The sequence below is a fragment of the Lentzea jiangxiensis genome (assembly GCF_900104175.1).
GTDB classification, from domain to species: Bacteria; Actinomycetota; Actinomycetes; order Mycobacteriales; family Pseudonocardiaceae; genus Lentzea; species Lentzea jiangxiensis.
The window spans coordinates 589,121-604,448 of record NZ_FNIX01000003.1; the positions used below are offsets into that span (position 1 = coordinate 589,121).

Here is a 15,328-nt window from a genome sequence, read left to right on the forward strand (position 1 = left end):
ATGCATTAGCGTGACCTGCGTGGACGAGTTCGCGGAGGCGCTCCGGACGGCGATCACCAATCGCGGTCTCGGTCTGGAGCGCCTGCGCGAGCACCTCGCGCAGAACGGCGTCTCCGTCTCGATGGCGACGCTGAGCTGCTGGCAGACCGGCCGCAGCCGGCCAGAGCGGCAGAAGTCGCTGCAGGCCGTCGTCCACCTCGAGCACATCCTGCGGGTGCCTCCCGGCCACCTGTCGGAGCTGCTCGATCCCCCGCGCCCGCGTGGCCGCTGGCTGCGCGGGGCACCGGCGCCGGTGTCCGCGTTCTGGCCGGTCCCCGCGCCCGTCGAGCACGCCCTGCACGACCTGGACACGCAGTGGGACGACCAGCTCCTGCGCGTGAGCCAGCAGGACTTCGTGACGATCGGGGCGGACCGCACCGAACGGGTGTTCCGTTCCCGGCAGGTGCTGTCGGCGTCGATGAACGGGCCCGACCGGTGGGTCGTGATCCTGCACGCCGACGACCGCGACCACCCGTCGCCGCTGGTCAAGGCTCTGAAGAACTGCACGGTCGGACGGGTCGTCCAGGAGCCCGCCGAGGGGTTGCTGGTCGCGGAGCTGCTGTTCGAACGCCCACTGCGCAAGGGTGAGAGCGTCGTGATCGAGCACGAGCTCGTGCACCGGGCGCCCTGTCCTCCCGCGACGAACTACGAGCGCAAGTTCCGCTTGCCGACGCGGGAGTACGTGCTCGAGGTGACGTTCGAGGGTGCCCCTCCCGCCTCCGTCGTCCAGCTCGCGGACGGGTCCGAGGTGGCTCCCGGGCGCACGCTGCTGGACGTGGCCTTGAACGTGCCGCCCGGTGTGCGCGGGTTCAGCTGGTCGTGGTCCTAGCGCGGAACCCTCGCGCCGACGGGATCAGCGCGGCGGCCGCGGGAGCGGCGAAGCAGAGCACCGCGCAAACCCCGAGCACCGCGCTCACGCCGAACTCCTCGATCGCCGGCGCGATGAACGCGAGACCGGCAGGCGCCAGCCCGTACGACAGCAGGAAGTCGAGCGACGAGACGCGGGCCAGCCTGGTGGGCTCGACCTCGCGCTGGATCGCGGTGAACCAGGGGACGTTGAACAGCTCGATGCCGACGCCCGCCACGACGTAGACGCCGACCAGCGCGAACGGGTGCACTGGCAGCAGCAGGCCCAGCGGGATGAGGCCGTAGCAGGCGAGCCCGGCCAGCGCGACCCAGCCCGCCGCCCGCGGCCGCCAGCGCGCGATCAGCACCGCGCCCACGAGCGCGCCCACGGTGTACGCGGTCGTGGCGGCGGCCAGCACCGCCTCGGTGCCGTAGCGGTCCCTGCTGACCAGCGGCAGGACGACCGCCGTCGCGGAGTAGCCGGCGGCGATCATCACCGTCAGCGCGGCCAGGCCGCCGAGCATCCACGGGTGGCGGCGTGCCTCCCGGAGACCGTCGGCGAAGTCGGTGACGAAGCCTTTCCCGAAGCTCCGGTGCTGCGCACGGACCTTGGTCTCCGCCGTCCCCTTCGGGGGCACGAGTGCGGCGCACAGCCACAGGACCGCGGTCACGGCGAGCAGGGCGCGGGCGTCGACGAGCAGGGCGGCGAGAGCGGTGAGACCGGGGGCGACCAGCGTGGTGACCCTGATGGCGAAGGTGGTGGCGGCGTTGGCCTGCTGACGTCCGGACTCCGGCACCACCTCGGCGACGAGCGCCTGGAACGCCGGGCGGCAGGCGCCCTGACCCGCGCCGACGACGGTCGCCGCCGTGGCCATCAGCAGCAGGGAGCTGCCCATTCCCAGGGCGATCACGGGGGTGGTGAGCCCGGCCGTGAGGCACGACCAGAAGACGACGCCGCGCCGGGAGTGCCGGTCGGCGAGGACACCGGCGACGGGCACCGCGGCGAGGAAGCCCACCGTTCTGGTGGCGAGCACGACGCCGAGCTCCACGGCCGTGATCGAGCGTTCGAGCACCGCGAGGCCCAGGACGAACGGCAGGGCCCACATCGCGAGGCCCGACGCGGTCGTGCCGGTCCACAGGCGCAGGAACGCCGTGTTCCGGAAGACGGACGGTGCCGCGGCTTTCTCGGTCACGTGGTGTTCTCCGCGATCGGGGTTCGGGACCGTTCCAAGGTCTCACCCCGACCGCGGTCCTGACCACAGGGAGATCGAATGCCGGTCGGTATTCCTCAGTCGTGCGGAATCGCCGAACGTGCGGGACGGCTGTTCCCCCGCGCCTTGAGGGAACAGCCACTCCGCACCGGTCGTCCGATGTGGACTGTCAGCCGATCTTCTCGATCAGCGCCCGCCGGATCAGGAACTTGCCGGGCTCCCGCACCTGCTCGAAGGCGGCGTTGTTGAGCAGCGCGCAGCTGCCGGACACCGACGCGACCTTCACGGTGGTGGACTTGTTGTTGTCCAGGTTCGTCACCTTGAGCGTGGTGCCGATCGGGAACTCGCCGCTGGACGCGGCGGGCGCGCCGCCCTCGCCGGACAGCGTGACGGTCGAGCCTGCGCAGACCTGCTGCCCGGACGCGCCACCGTTGCCCTGGCCGGCCTCGGGCTGCTGGGGAGCGGGCTGGGCCGTCGCCTGGTTGCCGTTGCCCGCGTTGTTGTTGTCCGCGTTGTTGTTGCCCTGGTTGGCGTTGCCCGCGTTGTTGTTGCCCTGGTTGGCGTTGCCCGCGCCACCGTCACCCGCGCAGCCCGCCGCCTTGCGCCGCTGCTGGATGAGGTCGACCACGGCCTGCCGGTTCGCGATGCGCGCCTCGGACTGCGCGTCCGGGTTCGCCTTCTGGCCCGCGATGAAGTTCAGGTTGTTCTGCAACGCCTTGTCGAGCCCGCCGCAGTCCTCACCGGACGTGGCGGCCTGGCCCTTCTCGGGCTGCGCCTGCACGTTGCCGCCACAACCGGCGGCCGCACGCCGCTGGTTGATGAGGTTCACGACCGCCTGGCGGTTCGCGATGCGCGCGTCCGACTGGGCGTCGGGGTTCGCCTGCTGACCGGCGATGAAGGTGAGGTTGTTCCGCAGCGCCTGATCCAGTCCGCCGCAGTCCTCGGCCGCGTTCGAGTTGGTGCCGCTGAAGGCGAAGATGCCACCGGCGACAGCGGCGACCGCGAGCACGGCACCCGCGCCGATCATGGCGGGCTTGCGGTGACGAGCGCCCATTCTGTGTCTCCTCGGGGTGGATCGGTGTTGTACCGATGACTACGGGGAGGTCACGGGGCGGGTTCAAAATTCGGCTGGGGACAAAGGGTTTTAAATCGGTTTAAGGTTCGTGGACGTTTGCGGGGTCGGCTTGTGCCGGCGGGTTCCCTTGAGGCACCGGGGTTTGCGCCTCGGCTTCGCAGTCCGTCACACGCGCTCCAGCAAGCGGACGCGTGCGGTCACCGCTTCGCTTGGGCCGCTCCCCGCAGCGACGCGGTCAGCCCGACTCCACGATCCTCTTCAACCGCTCCAGCGTCGCCTCGATGTTCCGCTGGTTCGTCACCGCTCGGTCCCTCACCCCGGTGGCCAGCCGCGTGATCGGCACGTACCACCCCGGCCGGCGGTCCCAGATCGACTCCGTCACCCGGCACCCGCCCGCGGTCGGCTCGATGTCGTACTGCCAGCGCGACACCGCGAGCCCCAGCGACCTCACCTCGAACGCGAACCGGGTCGCGGAGCAGTCGGTCACCGTGGAGGTCGTCGGCCACACGCGCCAGCCGCGCCGGTTCACACCGCGGAACCGCGCGCCGACCGACGGGCCGAAGCCACCCAGCCACCTGCCGCCCGCGTACTGGCACCGGGAAAGCGGCACCCCATGCCGACGATCGCGACTGGCTCGTGGGCACTCATCAGGACCTCCCGATTTCGGTTCGTGGTTGTGCGGTGCGCAGCCAGAGGTCGAGGTTGAAGGCGAAGTCGATGCCCGCGCGGGTGGCGTGGTCGGCGCTGGGCCTCTCGAGCCGCGCTCGCAGGTGTTCTGGTTCCAGCAGCGTCCACACGGGAGCGGACGGGGTGGCGAGGAGGTCGAATGCCTGCTCGGTGATCGCGCGGTGGTGGGCCGGATCGTGGGTGACCGGCTACGGCGCCTTGGTGCGGTCGATCACGCTGCTGGGCAGCAGTGGTGCCACGACCGCGCGCAGCAGGGATCTTTCCCGGTTGTCGAAGCTGTGGTGCGTCCACGGGGTGTTGAACGCGTACTCGACGAGTCGGTGGTCGCAGAACGGCACACGCACCTCGAGGCCGACGTCCATGCTGAGCCGGTCCTTGCGGTCGAGCAGGTGCGGCAGCCAACGGGTGAGGTGCAGGTACATGACCTCCCGCATCCGGTTGGCGGGCTCATCGGCCGGGCGGGGCACCTCGGCGAGAGCTTGCCGGTAGTGCGCCTCCGATGAGCGGCGATGCCGAGTTCCGCGGTGACGTCGGGGCGCAATCTTGATCCGCTGTCGTCATCGCCGCCACCGCCTACATCGCCACAGTTGCCCGTCCACATGCCTCGATTTCTCGTCACAGCTGTGACTCCTCCACCTGGACACCCGGCCGGACGTCGGCCGTCAGCAAGGACGCGACCTCCAGTCCTTCCTGCTCGACTTCGCTTCGTTCGGCCGCCGTGAACCGGCGCAGCGGCCGTACCACCACGGTGGAGCCGTCCTGCGTCCAGGTCGCGGCGACCCGACCGTCGACCAGGACGACACGTTCTCCCTGGACGGACAACAGCCGGTGTTCGAAGTCGATGATGCGGCTGCGGTCGTCGTAACCGAGTATCGCGTTGTCGAAGGCCGGCAAGAACCGCACCGGTGCCGGTGCGTCCGGGTCGGGCCGCGGCGCTTCAGGCAGGTCGAGCAGCTCACGGCCGCGTTCGTCCCGGAAGGACACCAGCTCGTCGCGGACCGCGGCCACCGCCGCAGGCAGGCCGGCCAGTCCGCACCACGCGCGCAGGTCGGCCGTCGCGGCCGGTCCGAACGCGGCCAGGTAGCGCCGCACCAGCGCCCGGCCCACGGGGTCGGAGCCGTCCCGCGCGAGCGGGTCGATGTCCCGGTGCAACCACGCCGACAGCAGGATGTTGCGCACTCCGGCAGTCCTGCGCCACAGGCCTCGCGGTGGCAGCTGTGCCATCGGCACCAGCGCGGCGATCACCGCTTCGCCGAGCGGCCGCGCCCCGGCGGTCGGCCAGCGAACGGCGAGCGCGTGGCCGATCTCCGACATCGTGCGCGGCTCGCCGTCGGCCATGACCGTCCGGCCGGCCGCCGCGAGCTCGTCGAGATCGATTCCCGCGAGCTCGCGGCGGTAGACCCCCATCACCCGTTGCCGCAGCATCGCGTCGTGCCGTGCCCGCCAGGCGAGCGCGTCCCGGGCGGTCACGAGGTGGACGGTGCGCCGCATCAGATGGGTGCGCACCACGCGGCGGTCGAGCAACAGCTGTGACAGCTCGTCCGGGTCGAACCCCCGCAGCCGCGACCACAGCCCGATGAACGGTTCCTGAGGTGCTTGCGCTTGCAGGCCGCCGAGGTGCGCCACGGCCTGCTCGACCGGCATCGCGGAGCGTTCGAGGAGCTGCTGGCGAGCCAGCGCGGCCCTGTTGAGGGCGCGCCGGCTCAGCACGGTGGGCATGGCGGTCAGGCGGCGGTGCGGTCGCCGGACGGGCGCCGCCGCAGGGTCGGGTCCGTCAGGGCGGGCGGGACGTGTGAGACGTCCAGCGCGCCGAGGTCGGTGCCGGGCGGCACGATCTCGTCGATCCGGTCGAGCACGTCGTCGTCGAGCACGGTGCCCGCACCGGCGATGAGGTCCTCGAGCTGCGCCATGGTGCGCGGCCCGATGATCGCCGAGGTGACCGCCGGGTGGGCGACCGCGAAGGCCATCGCCATGTGCGTCAACGAAAGGCCCGCCTTCTCCGCCACCGGGAGCAGCTGCTCCACCGCGTCGAGCTTGTGCTCGTCGGTCATGTGGCGGGGCACCCAGTGCATGCGGGCGGCGTGGGCGTCCGACGGCCGGCCCTTGCGGTGCCGCCCGGTCAGCAGGCCCATCGCGAGCGGACTCCAGACCAGTGTGCCCATGCCGTACCGCTCGCACACCGGAAGGACCTCGCGTTCGATGCCCCGGTTCAGGATCGAGTAGGGCGGCTGCTCGCTGCGGAACCGCTCGAACCCGCGGCGTTCGGAGGCCCAGTGCGCCTCCACGATCTCCGAGGCGGGCATGCTCGAACAGCCGATGTTGCGCACCTTGCCGGACCTCACCAGGTCCGTGAGCGCGGACAGGGTCTCCTCGATGTCGGTGCGGGGATCCGGGTGGTGCACCTGGTAGAGGTCGATGTAGTCGGTCTGGAGCCGGCGCAGCGAGTGCTCGACCTCCGCGATGATCCAGCGGCGCGAGCTGCCGGATCTGTTGTGGCCCTGTCCCATCACGCCGTTGACCTTGGTCGCGAGCACCACGTCGTCGCGGCGGCCGCGCAGGGCCTTGCCGACGATCTCCTCGGTCTCGCCGTAGGAGTACACGTCCGCGGTGTCGACGAAGTTGATGCCTGCGTCGAGCGCGCGGTGGATGATCCGCACGCAGTCGTCCTGGTCGGGGTTGCCCACCTGGCCGAACATCATCGTGCCCAGGCAGTAGGCGCTGACTTCGATGCCGGTGCGTCCGAGCATGCGGGTCCTCATCAGAACGCCACCACGATCAGTGCCGTCACGACGATGCCGATGAGGTGGTACGCGCCGGAGATCAGACTGTAGAACAGCGGCCGGGGCATGTTCGGGTTGATCGCGATGATGACGGTGTTCGCGACCAGGTAGCCGACCCCGATGACCAGAGCGAAGACGACGGCGTCCCCGATGGCGTCGATGCCGAGCGCCGCCATCAGCGCCGCCGTGGTGGTCACGACGAACAGCGTGGCGACCGCCGGCCCACCGTAGAACAACGCCGGCTGCGTCGGCTGCGGTGTGCTCTCCCGGCCGAGAGCCGCCGCGTAGGGCTTGGCGAACAGGACCGCGAACCACACACCGCCGATCACGGTGCAGGCGACGACGGAGAGCAGCACGGCGACCCAGTTGATCGAGCCCAGTGCGCTGAGAACAGTCATGTCCGCTTTTCCTTTGACAACAACGACCCGATGCCGTTTCCCGTCGTACTGTCTCGACAGAAGAGGACACCATCAGTCCTGTACTCGACGCCAGGAGGGTGAGCTGGGTTACAGATCGGGAAAAGTGGTGCGACGCCCCAGGGCCTCAGCCACGTCTCTCTCCCAGCTCGTCCGACGCTGTACCGGCTCATCCAGCTCGGCAAGTCTTCGACCCGAACCGTGCCGGCGTGGGCAGCTCAACGAGGTCTTCGAGCAGGTCTGCAGCGCCCACAACGACCGGGACGTCGGCGAGGACCTCAACACCTGAGACCGCGCGCTCCCGCGATCTTCCGCATCGTGCTGGCGCCGGGCACGCGCTCCAGGCTGTCGGGGCGAATCAACAGGCCTCGTAGCAGCCGGAGTCGTTCTCCTTGCTCGCCACCGTCGGGTGCAACGCCTGCTAAGTACGCGACGTGACCACGGTGAGCTCGAACAACGAAGTGATGGCCCGAGCCGACCCGCTGAGGCCGGCTCGGGGCCATCACTTCGTCACCACGTCGAAAGTACGGGTCTGACCAGCTGGCCAAGTGCACCCGAACAACATGGCGAGCACCGAGAAGGCCACCCGCATCCGCATCCGCATCCGGGAGAGTGACGAACCGATGCAGTGGTGTGCGCCGAAACCGAAGGAGAGGTGTGTGGCGTTCTCACGGACATCGAACTACGACGTCCAACTCTCCGGCAGAGACGCGGTCAAGTAGTTCTCGGTCGCGAATGCCGAAGGAGTCAGGTCCGCAGTGACGCCGAACGCCTCAATGAGTTGGTGGAGGTGCGGTGCCAGTTCTTCGACGAGTTGCGCGCGGCGGCCCTCCAGCTCACGAATCTCCCCAGGCTCGGCAGTCCCGTGAACGATGTGCCAAGACGCGGTCCGCAGCACTTCTCCAGTTCCGTACAGCTCGGCGACATGCTCCAGCAAGCTTTGCGCACCAGTGTGGTCCTGGCAGGTCGAGCGCAACTCATGGGCGGCCCACGCGGCTGCACCCGCTTCCGCGATCTCCATCGCCTGCTGGCCGCCCCGGGAACCTTCCCTTTCGGCCAGGGCACGGGCGCGCAGGTCCAGCAGTCGTTGCCAGGCCGGAACCCGACCGGCTGGCCGAGGTAGCAGGGCCGCCCGGTTGGCGGCCAAGGCCAGGCCGGCGGCGACCTGGAGGACCTGGTTGTCCCCTTCTGCGGTGATAGCGCCTTGGGTGATCCCGATGTAGTCGACGATCATGTTGGCGCGGAACATGCCCTGTGCGCCCATGCGTTCCCGGCATTCCTGGAGAACGTCCAGGGCCGTCCACGTCAACATCGGTTTGGCCAGCATCGCCAGGAGAGAGCCGGCCCCGTCGGGTGAGGCGTTCTCCCCCGGTTCGATCGCTGCCCAGGCCGCGTTGCCCAGCGCAGAAGCGGCGTACACCCTCGCGACGGCTGCGGTGAGCGGCAGGCGGACGTTGTCCCGGTCGAGCATCCACTTGCCGCCGGCGGTTCGGCGCTTGGTCGCGTAGCGAGCTGTGAGCGACAGAGCCGCGCGGGCAGCGGCGACCGTCCCGGTGGCCAATGCCACGCGCCCGGTCTGCAACTGCCCGATGGTGTGGTGGAAGCGCTTCCGCCGCGATGGCACCGAACTGTGGAACTTGCCGGACTGGTCGAACGATGCGATACCTCCCGACAGCCAGCCGCCTTCTGGCACCACAGCGCCGTCGAAACGCGTGGCGGCGTTGTCCATCGGACAAAAACCTTTTTCCGGCAACCGGTGGGTCTCGACACCCGGAGCAGTTCCCGAGTGGTCGCGCAGTGAAAACAAAAAGGGGAAGACGCCTTCGTCCCGGCCCTCCACGATCAGACGAGCCGCCACGATCGCAACCTTGGGCACGTCGCCATCGGCCACGTTGGGCATGAACTTCACAGCCGCACGATCCGGCGTGTGCAACGTGAACTGCCTCAGCGACGGATCCCATCTGGCCTCGGTCTTCATCTCCAGAACGTTGCTGCCGTAGCCCAGCTCCGTGAGCAGGAACACTCCGACGTGCTCTGCGTCGTCAAGCCGGGCCAGCGCACTTCTCTGCTCGGAAGAGGCGGTGCCCAACCGCTGAATCGCACCGGCGGTCAGGACAAAATGGCCACTCAACACGGCGAACAGGTCCGGCGTGACAACAGCCGAACACTCGAACAAACTCCGCACCAAGGCCGGATCCATCGCGATCCGGCTCGATGCGCCGAGCTCGGCGACCACAGCTCGCAACTGGTCATAAGCTGCCCTGGCCCGCTCCTGATGCGAGCTTCCCGGCTCCACCTTCCGTCGTGCGGAAACGATCGCGGCACGAGCCGGGTTTTCCGGGTCGGCGGAGAAGAGCGCTGATCGCAGTGCTACGACGGTGTGTTCATCTAGCGCGGTCGGGAGCATTGCACTGCCCTCTCATAATGATATGCCAGGGAGAATCAATACTGCTGAGACAGGGCATCGGCGATGCAGGCCCGCATTCCTGGGCCGGCTCGTCCGCGGCCACGAAGCCCGGTGGCCGGAGCGGTTCAAGACGCCGCGCGCCGTGACCGAGCACTGCCGTTGACTTGCGTGCGCCGACGCCTTTTCAGGTCTCGTCAACGCCTACGCCCGCCGGCCCGCCATCCTCCGGCCGGTGATGACAGCAGCACAGCGCAGGTCATGCGGCGACCTTGCGACTCATCAACGCGGCGACATCGGCGATCGTGACGATCGACGAAAGCTCTTCATCAGAGAGGACGGTGTTGTAGCGCTCTCCGATGACCACACCGAACTCGACCACGTCGAGAGAGTCGGTCAGCACCTCTTCGAGCACCGTGTCCTCGGTGATCGCGTCCGCCGGAACGGCGAACTTGGTGGTGAGGATCTCGACGATCGTGCCATGCAGAGTGGACAAGGCCATTCCTCCTACAGCAAGCGGTGTTCGCACAACGGGTGGACCGCGGCGAGACCACCATGCGTCAGGAGAAGCAACCGGAGCCTGCGGAGAACCGCAGCAACGGCAACGTGATCCCGCAGCGCTGTGGAGAGCTGAGTTCAGCATCGGATGCCTGAATTCCGGAGAGGCATCGGCCTGATCAGCTTAACGTCCACTGTGGACTTACCGGCCAGTGCCGGCAGCACTCCCGATCCAGCTGACAACGCAAATGCCCTGCGACGCAGTGAGGGGCGAACGCAGGAGCCGGGCGAGCCGGGCACAACGGATCCGGCAACCGGTTGCCGGATCCCGTTACGGGTTCACAGCCAGGAACAGGAACGCCGCCAGCAGGATCAGGTGGACACCGCCCTGCAGGCGGGTCGCGCGGCCGGGCACCACGGTCAGCACGCTGACGAGGACCGTGAGCAGCAGCAGGATCATCTGCGTCGAGCCGAGGCCGAGCAGGAGCGGGCCGTCCAGCCAGATCGTCGCCAGCGCGATGGTCGGGATGGTGAGGCCGATGCTCGCGATGGCCGAGCCGTAGCCGAGGTTGATGCTGGTCTGGATGCGGTCGCGCAGGGCGGCGCGGGCGGCGGCAATGGTCTCCGGCAGCAGCACCAGCAGGGCGATGACGACGCCGACGAACGACTGGGGGAAGCCGGCGGCGCGCACGCCCGCCTCGATCGCGGGCGACTCGATCTTCGCGAGGCCGACCACCGCGACCAGCGCGACGAGCAGGAGGCCGAGCGAGGTGAGCGCGGCCTTGCCGCTCGGCGCTTCGGCGTGCTCGTCGACCTCGATCACGCCCGCCTCGTCGACGGGGAGGAAGAAGTCGCGGTGCCGGACGGTCTGGGTGAACACGAACATCGCGTATAGGCCGAGGGACGCGAACGCGGCGAACGCGAGCTGCGGCCCGGAGAACTCGGGGCCGGGCGTGCTCGTCGTGAACGTCGGCAGCACGAGCGTGAGCGTGGCGAGCGTCATCACCGTGGCGAGCGCGCCACCGCTGCCCTCCGCGTTGAACAGGATCGTGTGGTGCTTCAGCGCGCCGAGCAGCAACGCGATGCCGATGATGCCGTTCGTGGTGATCATGACCGCGGCGAACACCGTGTCCCGTGCGAGGGACGACGCCTCCGGCCCGCCGGACACCATCAGCGTGACGATCAGGGCCACCTCGATGATCGTCACCGCGACCGCGAGGACCAGCGACCCGAACGGCTCCCCCACCCTCAGCGCGACGACCTCCGCGTGGTGCACGGCCGCGAGCACGGTCGCGGCGAGGACCACGGCGACGAGCGCGACGAGCACGCCCCCGAGTTCGCGCCCCCACGTCAGGACGAGCAGGAGCACGCCGAACGCGGGGGTGATGGTCGTCCAGTGGAGCAGCGGGAAGCGCGGAGCGGCGGCCATGATCCAACCCTCGCACACCGGACGGGCCGCCCGCCATTCGACGGAGCACTGGTTCCGGATGCGAGAAAATGTGGAGCGGGGCGCCCCTGCCGCGCCCCGCTCCACATTTCTCGTAGGTGCCGTGTTCGATTCCTAGAAATCGAAGAGGGCACCGGTGTGCGCCAGCATGACGCACGAGTTCGGGTAGGTGTGCACCTCGTTCACGGGCGCACCTCGCCAGAAACCGAACATCCTCACCTCGACGGGGGCGTAGTGGAACGTGCACGCCCTCCCGTCGGCCTGCATGGCCTGCAGGTCGGCATCGGCGGACGCCAGCGTCGCGCAGGCGAGGGCCCCACGCGGGTGCTGGTCACCTCGTCCGCAGGTCAGGACGGTTGCCTTGACGGCGTTGCCGTCGAAGTCCGAGTACTGCGCGGACAGGATCAGCGCCGTGCCCCGCTGTGCGGGTGGGGCGGACGGAGCGGCCTGCGCCGTGCCGGCGAAGGCGAACAGCGAAACGAGCAGAGCGACGAACGCACAAATGCGGCCGGACATGAAAGCGGTCCTCCTGAGACCTCATGAAAACGGGCCGGTTCTCGGCCGCCGAGAATGTTGCCACCCGGATCGGCGGTGGCGAAAGGGGCCAGAAATCGTTCACCGATCACATCTGCGCACTCCGGCGAAAACGAGGCTGGTCCGAACGGATGTGTCGCCCGCCACGTTCGCCGGGACACAGCTGCCGAAGGACTGTTACGGGTTGCTGACAGACACCGCCGCCGTCCGACGTATTATCCGAATCATGTCCAAGACCTCCAGACGCGTCGTGTTCGGCGTTCTCCTGATCGTCACACTCGTGGTTTCCACCGGCGGCGCGCTGGGTTACCTGGGCAGATTGACGCTCGTGTTCGACCGGCACGCCGGAAAGCCGCTCGCCATAGTCGAGGAAGTGCCCGGACCGCCCGCGGGACCGCCCTGCCCGATCGACGCGCGGTACTACGACGAGGACCCGGAAGGTCTTCGTCCCGAGGTGCTGCAGGCGTGGCTCGCGCTGCGCTCCAAGGCCTCTGAGCAGGGCGTCCAGCTCTGCCTGAACGACGGCAAGCGCAGCCGCGGACAGCAACGGGCCGAGTTCGACGAGGCGGTGGAGAAGTTCGGCACCGAAGAACTCGCGTCGAGGTACGTGCTGAACCCGCCGGACCGTTCGATGCACGTGATCGGATTCGCGGTCGACATCCAGCCGATCGAATCCGCGAAATGGGTCGAGAAGAACGGCGGCACCCTCGGCTGGTGCCGCCGTTACGAAAACGAGCAGTGGCATTTCGAGTACAACTCCGGTTATCCGACCGGAGGCTGCCCCGCCCTCATCCCCAGCGCGACGGGCAGCTGACCCGTGCGCAAAGGTCCAGACGCCTGACATGCGCGGCGGGTTGCGCCGACGTGGCCGTGTCCACGGCGGCATCTCACCCGAGCAGCGCAAGGCCGAGCGCCGGGTGAAGCCGCTCCAGTCGGGACCCGCGCTCTTCACCGGCACGGGCTTCACGACACTGCTGGACGTGTTCGTGAGCAGCGTGACGGCCGATCCGCGCGCACCGCGCCTGAACTACGTCGAGGCCGTTGGCATGACTGCCGAGATCGAGTAGCAGCACGTCCGCTGGGTGACGACGTGGGCGGAGTTCGTCGAGTCGGAGGCCCTGCGCGCGGCGGACGCGGGGACGGCACCGCGCCGGTCGTACCGGCTGACCGCGATCGCGCTGGCCGGGGCGATCACGGGCTGCTGCGCGAGTGGCAGGCGCACGAGCCACCGCTCGACGTGGACGAGATCGCCGCGGAGATCCGGGCGCTGGTGCCGGCGGCGATCACTCGGCCGTAAGGGTGTTCGGCCGCGGAAGCGCCCGCGGCCGCCCTGACCCGCTCGTACGGTTCGGGCATGGTCGAGACTCCCGGCCCCGCCCGGTGACGCGCCCCGTCACCGCGGTCGCCGTCGTCACCGTCTACGTCGCCCTGGTGCTCACGATCACCGCGGGCATCGAGCTCCGCGTGCGTGACGGCTTCCGAGACGCGCCCGTGCACCACGCGGCCTTCCTCGCCGCCCTCGACCGCGGCTCGGCGCGGGACGCCACCGAGGCCGCCCGCTGGTTCACCGGCAACGGGCCCGCGTCCAGCCGGACCCGTGCCTCGATCTCGCTGGCCACGAGCGCCGCCGAGGACGGTGAGTTCGACCTGGCCCGCCGGTTCGTCCGCGACCTGCCGGCGGCCGTCGAGCGCGATCAGGCGAACCTCGACCGCAAGACCCGGCAGGCGTGGTCAGCTGCCTGGCCGTGGCTGGTCTTGGGCGGTCTCCTCGGCGCGGTCGCGATCGTGCTGCGCGGCCGGCGCCGTGCCGCCAGCGCCGAGGTCGTCGAGCTGGTCAGCCGGTTCGTGCCGCCGAGGCCTCGCTGGCGGCGGCCGGTGTTCCTGGTGGTCACCTCGACCGGCTACCTGGTGTTCGTGGCAGGGTTCCTCGGCATCGTCGCGGCGACGAGGGCCTACCGGCTGTCGTGGGCGGTGCGCGGGTGGCTCCTGGTGGGCGGCGTGGTCGCCCTCGTCCTCGCTTACCGGGTCCTGAAGTACTCCCGGCCGCGATCGGCGCGCGGGGCGGTCCAGGCGTTGCGCGCGGACAGCCGCAGACCCGTGCTGTACCTGCGCGGGTTCGGCGACGACCGGCACGCGGCCCGGATCGACGAGATCCCCGGCGCGCTGGCGCAGGGCCTGGTCGGACTTCACTCGCGCGAGGAGCAGCTGGTCGGCGCACTCGGGGCGTTCGGGCCCGTCATCGCGGTGGGACGGCCGGGCGAGCCGTTGCCGCACCTCGGGGCGGCGCGGTTCTACCTGCCGTTCGACGACTGGCAGCCGGGCGTGCGGAGGTTGATGGACCTGTCGCAGCTGATCGTGCTGAGACTCGGTGAGGGCGAGGGCCTGTGGTGGGAGGTCGAGCAGGCGAGCACGACGCAGCCGCCCGCCAAGCTGGTGCTGCTGCTCCCCGGCGAGCACGACGGTCCCGCGCAGCGGCTGGACGAACACCTGCCGAAGCCGGTCGGGCTGCGCGGCGTCGTGACCGGGCAGTGGACGTCGGCGGTCGTCGTGTTCGACCGGGACTGGAACCCGCACGTGGAGGCCGTGGGGCCGTTTCCCGGCGAGAAGAACAACATCGGCCCGCCGGTGTTCCACGTCGCCCGGGCGTTGCAGAGGGCGCTGGCGTCGGCCGGGACGCGCAAGCGGGCGCTCGGGCCGCGCAGCAACCGGCCGATGCTCGCGGTGTTCGCCAAGGCCGCGCTGCTCGTCCCCGCCGGGTTCCTGGCCGTGCACTTCCTGCGGTTCGTCTTCCTGTGGTGAGGCTCGCGCTGAACCGTCGCCGGGCCGCCATCCGTAAGCCCGGGCGTGAGCCGCATCGCCGTCTTCGCCCTGCTCCTCGCCTGCCTAGGCGCCTGTTCGGCCGAACCTCCGCAGGAGACCGCCTCGCCGGAGGCGCTGGAGGCCGCGGCCGGACCCGTCGCGGGCCCGGCGGTCGTGCTGCCGGGCGACATCGCGAAGCTGCGGGTGGAGCAGTCGCCGGCGGTGGGTCCCGTCGTCGCCGACCGCCAGCACTACACGCTCTACTTCACCACCGACGACGGCACCGACCCGCCCCAGCCGACCTGCCTCGAACCCGAGTGCACGCTCGTGTGGGTGCCGCTGCTCGCGAAGGGCGGCCAGTTCGACGCCCCCTCGCTCGACCGGGAGCTCCTCGGCACCGTGCGGCGGCCGGACGGCACGGAGCAGGTCACGATCGGCGGCAAACCGGTGTACCGCCACGTCGACGACGAGCAGGCGGGCGACGCGGTGGGCCACGGCGTCGACGGCAAGTGGTTCGCCATCTCCCCTGCCGGAACGAAGGCCACCCGCTAGCGCGGCGAACGTTCGTCACGCCTGACCGCGACAGGGCGTC

General features: G+C 69.8%; 17 protein-coding genes. 5 read left to right on the forward strand and 12 right to left on the reverse strand.

All coding sequences use genetic code 11. The features are described from left to right. Positions 1-19: 19 nt before the first annotated feature. Entirely contained in the window at positions 20-868 is an 849-nt protein-coding gene (locus BLQ91_RS13580) for an XRE family transcriptional regulator (protein ID WP_245733390.1), read from the forward strand. Here BLQ91_RS13580 and BLQ91_RS13585 read toward each other — a convergent pair. From BLQ91_RS13585 to BLQ91_RS13635, 11 genes are all read right to left on the reverse strand, one after another. Beyond that, positions 849-2,078, reverse strand: coding sequence for an MFS transporter (locus BLQ91_RS13585; protein WP_143022629.1), 1,230 nt, complete (start codon positions 2,076-2,078; stop codon positions 849-851). The genes BLQ91_RS13580 and BLQ91_RS13585 overlap by 20 nt on opposite strands. A 187-nt stretch (positions 2,079-2,265) precedes the next feature. Continuing rightward, positions 2,266-2,877, reverse strand: coding sequence for an RlpA-like double-psi beta-barrel domain-containing protein (locus tag BLQ91_RS13590; RefSeq protein WP_425412477.1), 612 nt, complete (start codon positions 2,875-2,877; stop codon positions 2,266-2,268). Positions 2,878-3,406: 529 nt separating this feature from the next. Further along, positions 3,407-3,781: an SRPBCC family protein gene (locus BLQ91_RS13595; protein WP_090097141.1), complete on the reverse strand. Its 375-nt coding sequence runs from the start codon at positions 3,779-3,781 to the stop codon at positions 3,407-3,409. 265 nt (positions 3,782-4,046) lie between these two features. After that, complete coding sequence (locus tag BLQ91_RS13600; protein ID WP_090097142.1) at positions 4,047-4,406, reverse strand: asparagine synthase-related protein; 360 nt, start codon at positions 4,404-4,406, stop codon at positions 4,047-4,049. Positions 4,407-4,473: 67 nt separating this feature from the next. Next, positions 4,474-5,577, reverse strand: coding sequence for a winged helix DNA-binding domain-containing protein (locus BLQ91_RS13605; protein WP_090097143.1), 1,104 nt, complete (start codon positions 5,575-5,577; stop codon positions 4,474-4,476). A 5-nt stretch (positions 5,578-5,582) separates the two neighbouring features. Next, complete coding sequence (locus BLQ91_RS13610; protein WP_090097144.1) at positions 5,583-6,617, reverse strand: aldo/keto reductase; 1,035 nt, start codon at positions 6,615-6,617, stop codon at positions 5,583-5,585. Further along, on the reverse strand, positions 6,617-7,036 hold the full coding sequence (locus BLQ91_RS13615; protein ID WP_090097145.1) for a DUF1761 domain-containing protein: 420 nt from the start codon (positions 7,034-7,036) through the stop codon (positions 6,617-6,619). Before BLQ91_RS13615 ends, BLQ91_RS13610 begins: the two co-directional genes overlap by 1 nt. Before the next feature lie 700 nt (positions 7,037-7,736). Further along, a complete protein-coding gene (locus BLQ91_RS13620; RefSeq protein ID WP_090097146.1) occupies positions 7,737-9,461 on the reverse strand; it encodes an acyl-CoA dehydrogenase family protein in 1,725 nt (574 codons plus the stop codon). A gap of 256 nt (positions 9,462-9,717) precedes the next feature. Then, complete coding sequence (locus BLQ91_RS41290; RefSeq protein ID WP_176959728.1) at positions 9,718-9,954, reverse strand: acyl carrier protein; 237 nt, start codon at positions 9,952-9,954, stop codon at positions 9,718-9,720. A gap of 333 nt (positions 9,955-10,287) precedes the next feature. Continuing rightward, the gene (locus tag BLQ91_RS13630) at positions 10,288-11,385 is read right to left on the reverse strand and encodes a calcium:cation antiporter (protein ID WP_090097148.1); all 1,098 of its coding nucleotides are present in this window, start codon (positions 11,383-11,385) and stop codon (positions 10,288-10,290) included. A 132-nt stretch (positions 11,386-11,517) separates the two neighbouring features. Beyond that, positions 11,518-11,919, reverse strand: a complete 402-nt coding sequence (locus BLQ91_RS13635; RefSeq protein WP_090097149.1) for an SSI family serine proteinase inhibitor — start codon at positions 11,917-11,919, stop codon at positions 11,518-11,520. Positions 11,920-12,070: 151 nt separating this feature from the next. Here BLQ91_RS13635 and BLQ91_RS13640 point away from each other — a divergent pair, with 151 nt between their 5' ends. Then, a complete protein-coding gene (locus tag BLQ91_RS13640) occupies positions 12,071-12,751 on the forward strand; it encodes a D-alanyl-D-alanine carboxypeptidase family protein (RefSeq protein WP_245733393.1) in 681 nt (226 codons plus the stop codon). Positions 12,752-12,779: 28 nt separating this feature from the next. After that, positions 12,780-13,004: a hypothetical protein gene (locus BLQ91_RS42610; RefSeq protein WP_245733394.1), complete on the forward strand. Its 225-nt coding sequence runs from the start codon at positions 12,780-12,782 to the stop codon at positions 13,002-13,004. A 124-nt stretch (positions 13,005-13,128) separates the two neighbouring features. Here BLQ91_RS42610 and BLQ91_RS42615 read toward each other — a convergent pair whose 3' ends face one another. Then, complete coding sequence (locus BLQ91_RS42615) at positions 13,129-13,293, reverse strand: hypothetical protein (RefSeq protein ID WP_245733395.1); 165 nt, start codon at positions 13,291-13,293, stop codon at positions 13,129-13,131. Positions 13,294-13,317: 24 nt separating this feature from the next. Between BLQ91_RS42615 and BLQ91_RS13650 the strand changes: the two genes are divergently transcribed. Together BLQ91_RS13650 and BLQ91_RS13655 are read left to right on the forward strand one after the other, a co-directional pair. Then, positions 13,318-14,736, forward strand: coding sequence for a hypothetical protein (locus BLQ91_RS13650; protein WP_090097150.1), 1,419 nt, complete (start codon positions 13,318-13,320; stop codon positions 14,734-14,736). A 45-nt stretch (positions 14,737-14,781) separates the two neighbouring features. Then, positions 14,782-15,288 carry a COG4315 family predicted lipoprotein gene (locus BLQ91_RS13655; protein ID WP_090097151.1) on the forward strand — a complete coding sequence of 169 codons (507 nt, stop codon included), beginning with the start codon at positions 14,782-14,784 and terminating at the stop codon, positions 15,286-15,288. The last annotated feature ends 40 nt before the right edge of the window (positions 15,289-15,328 follow it).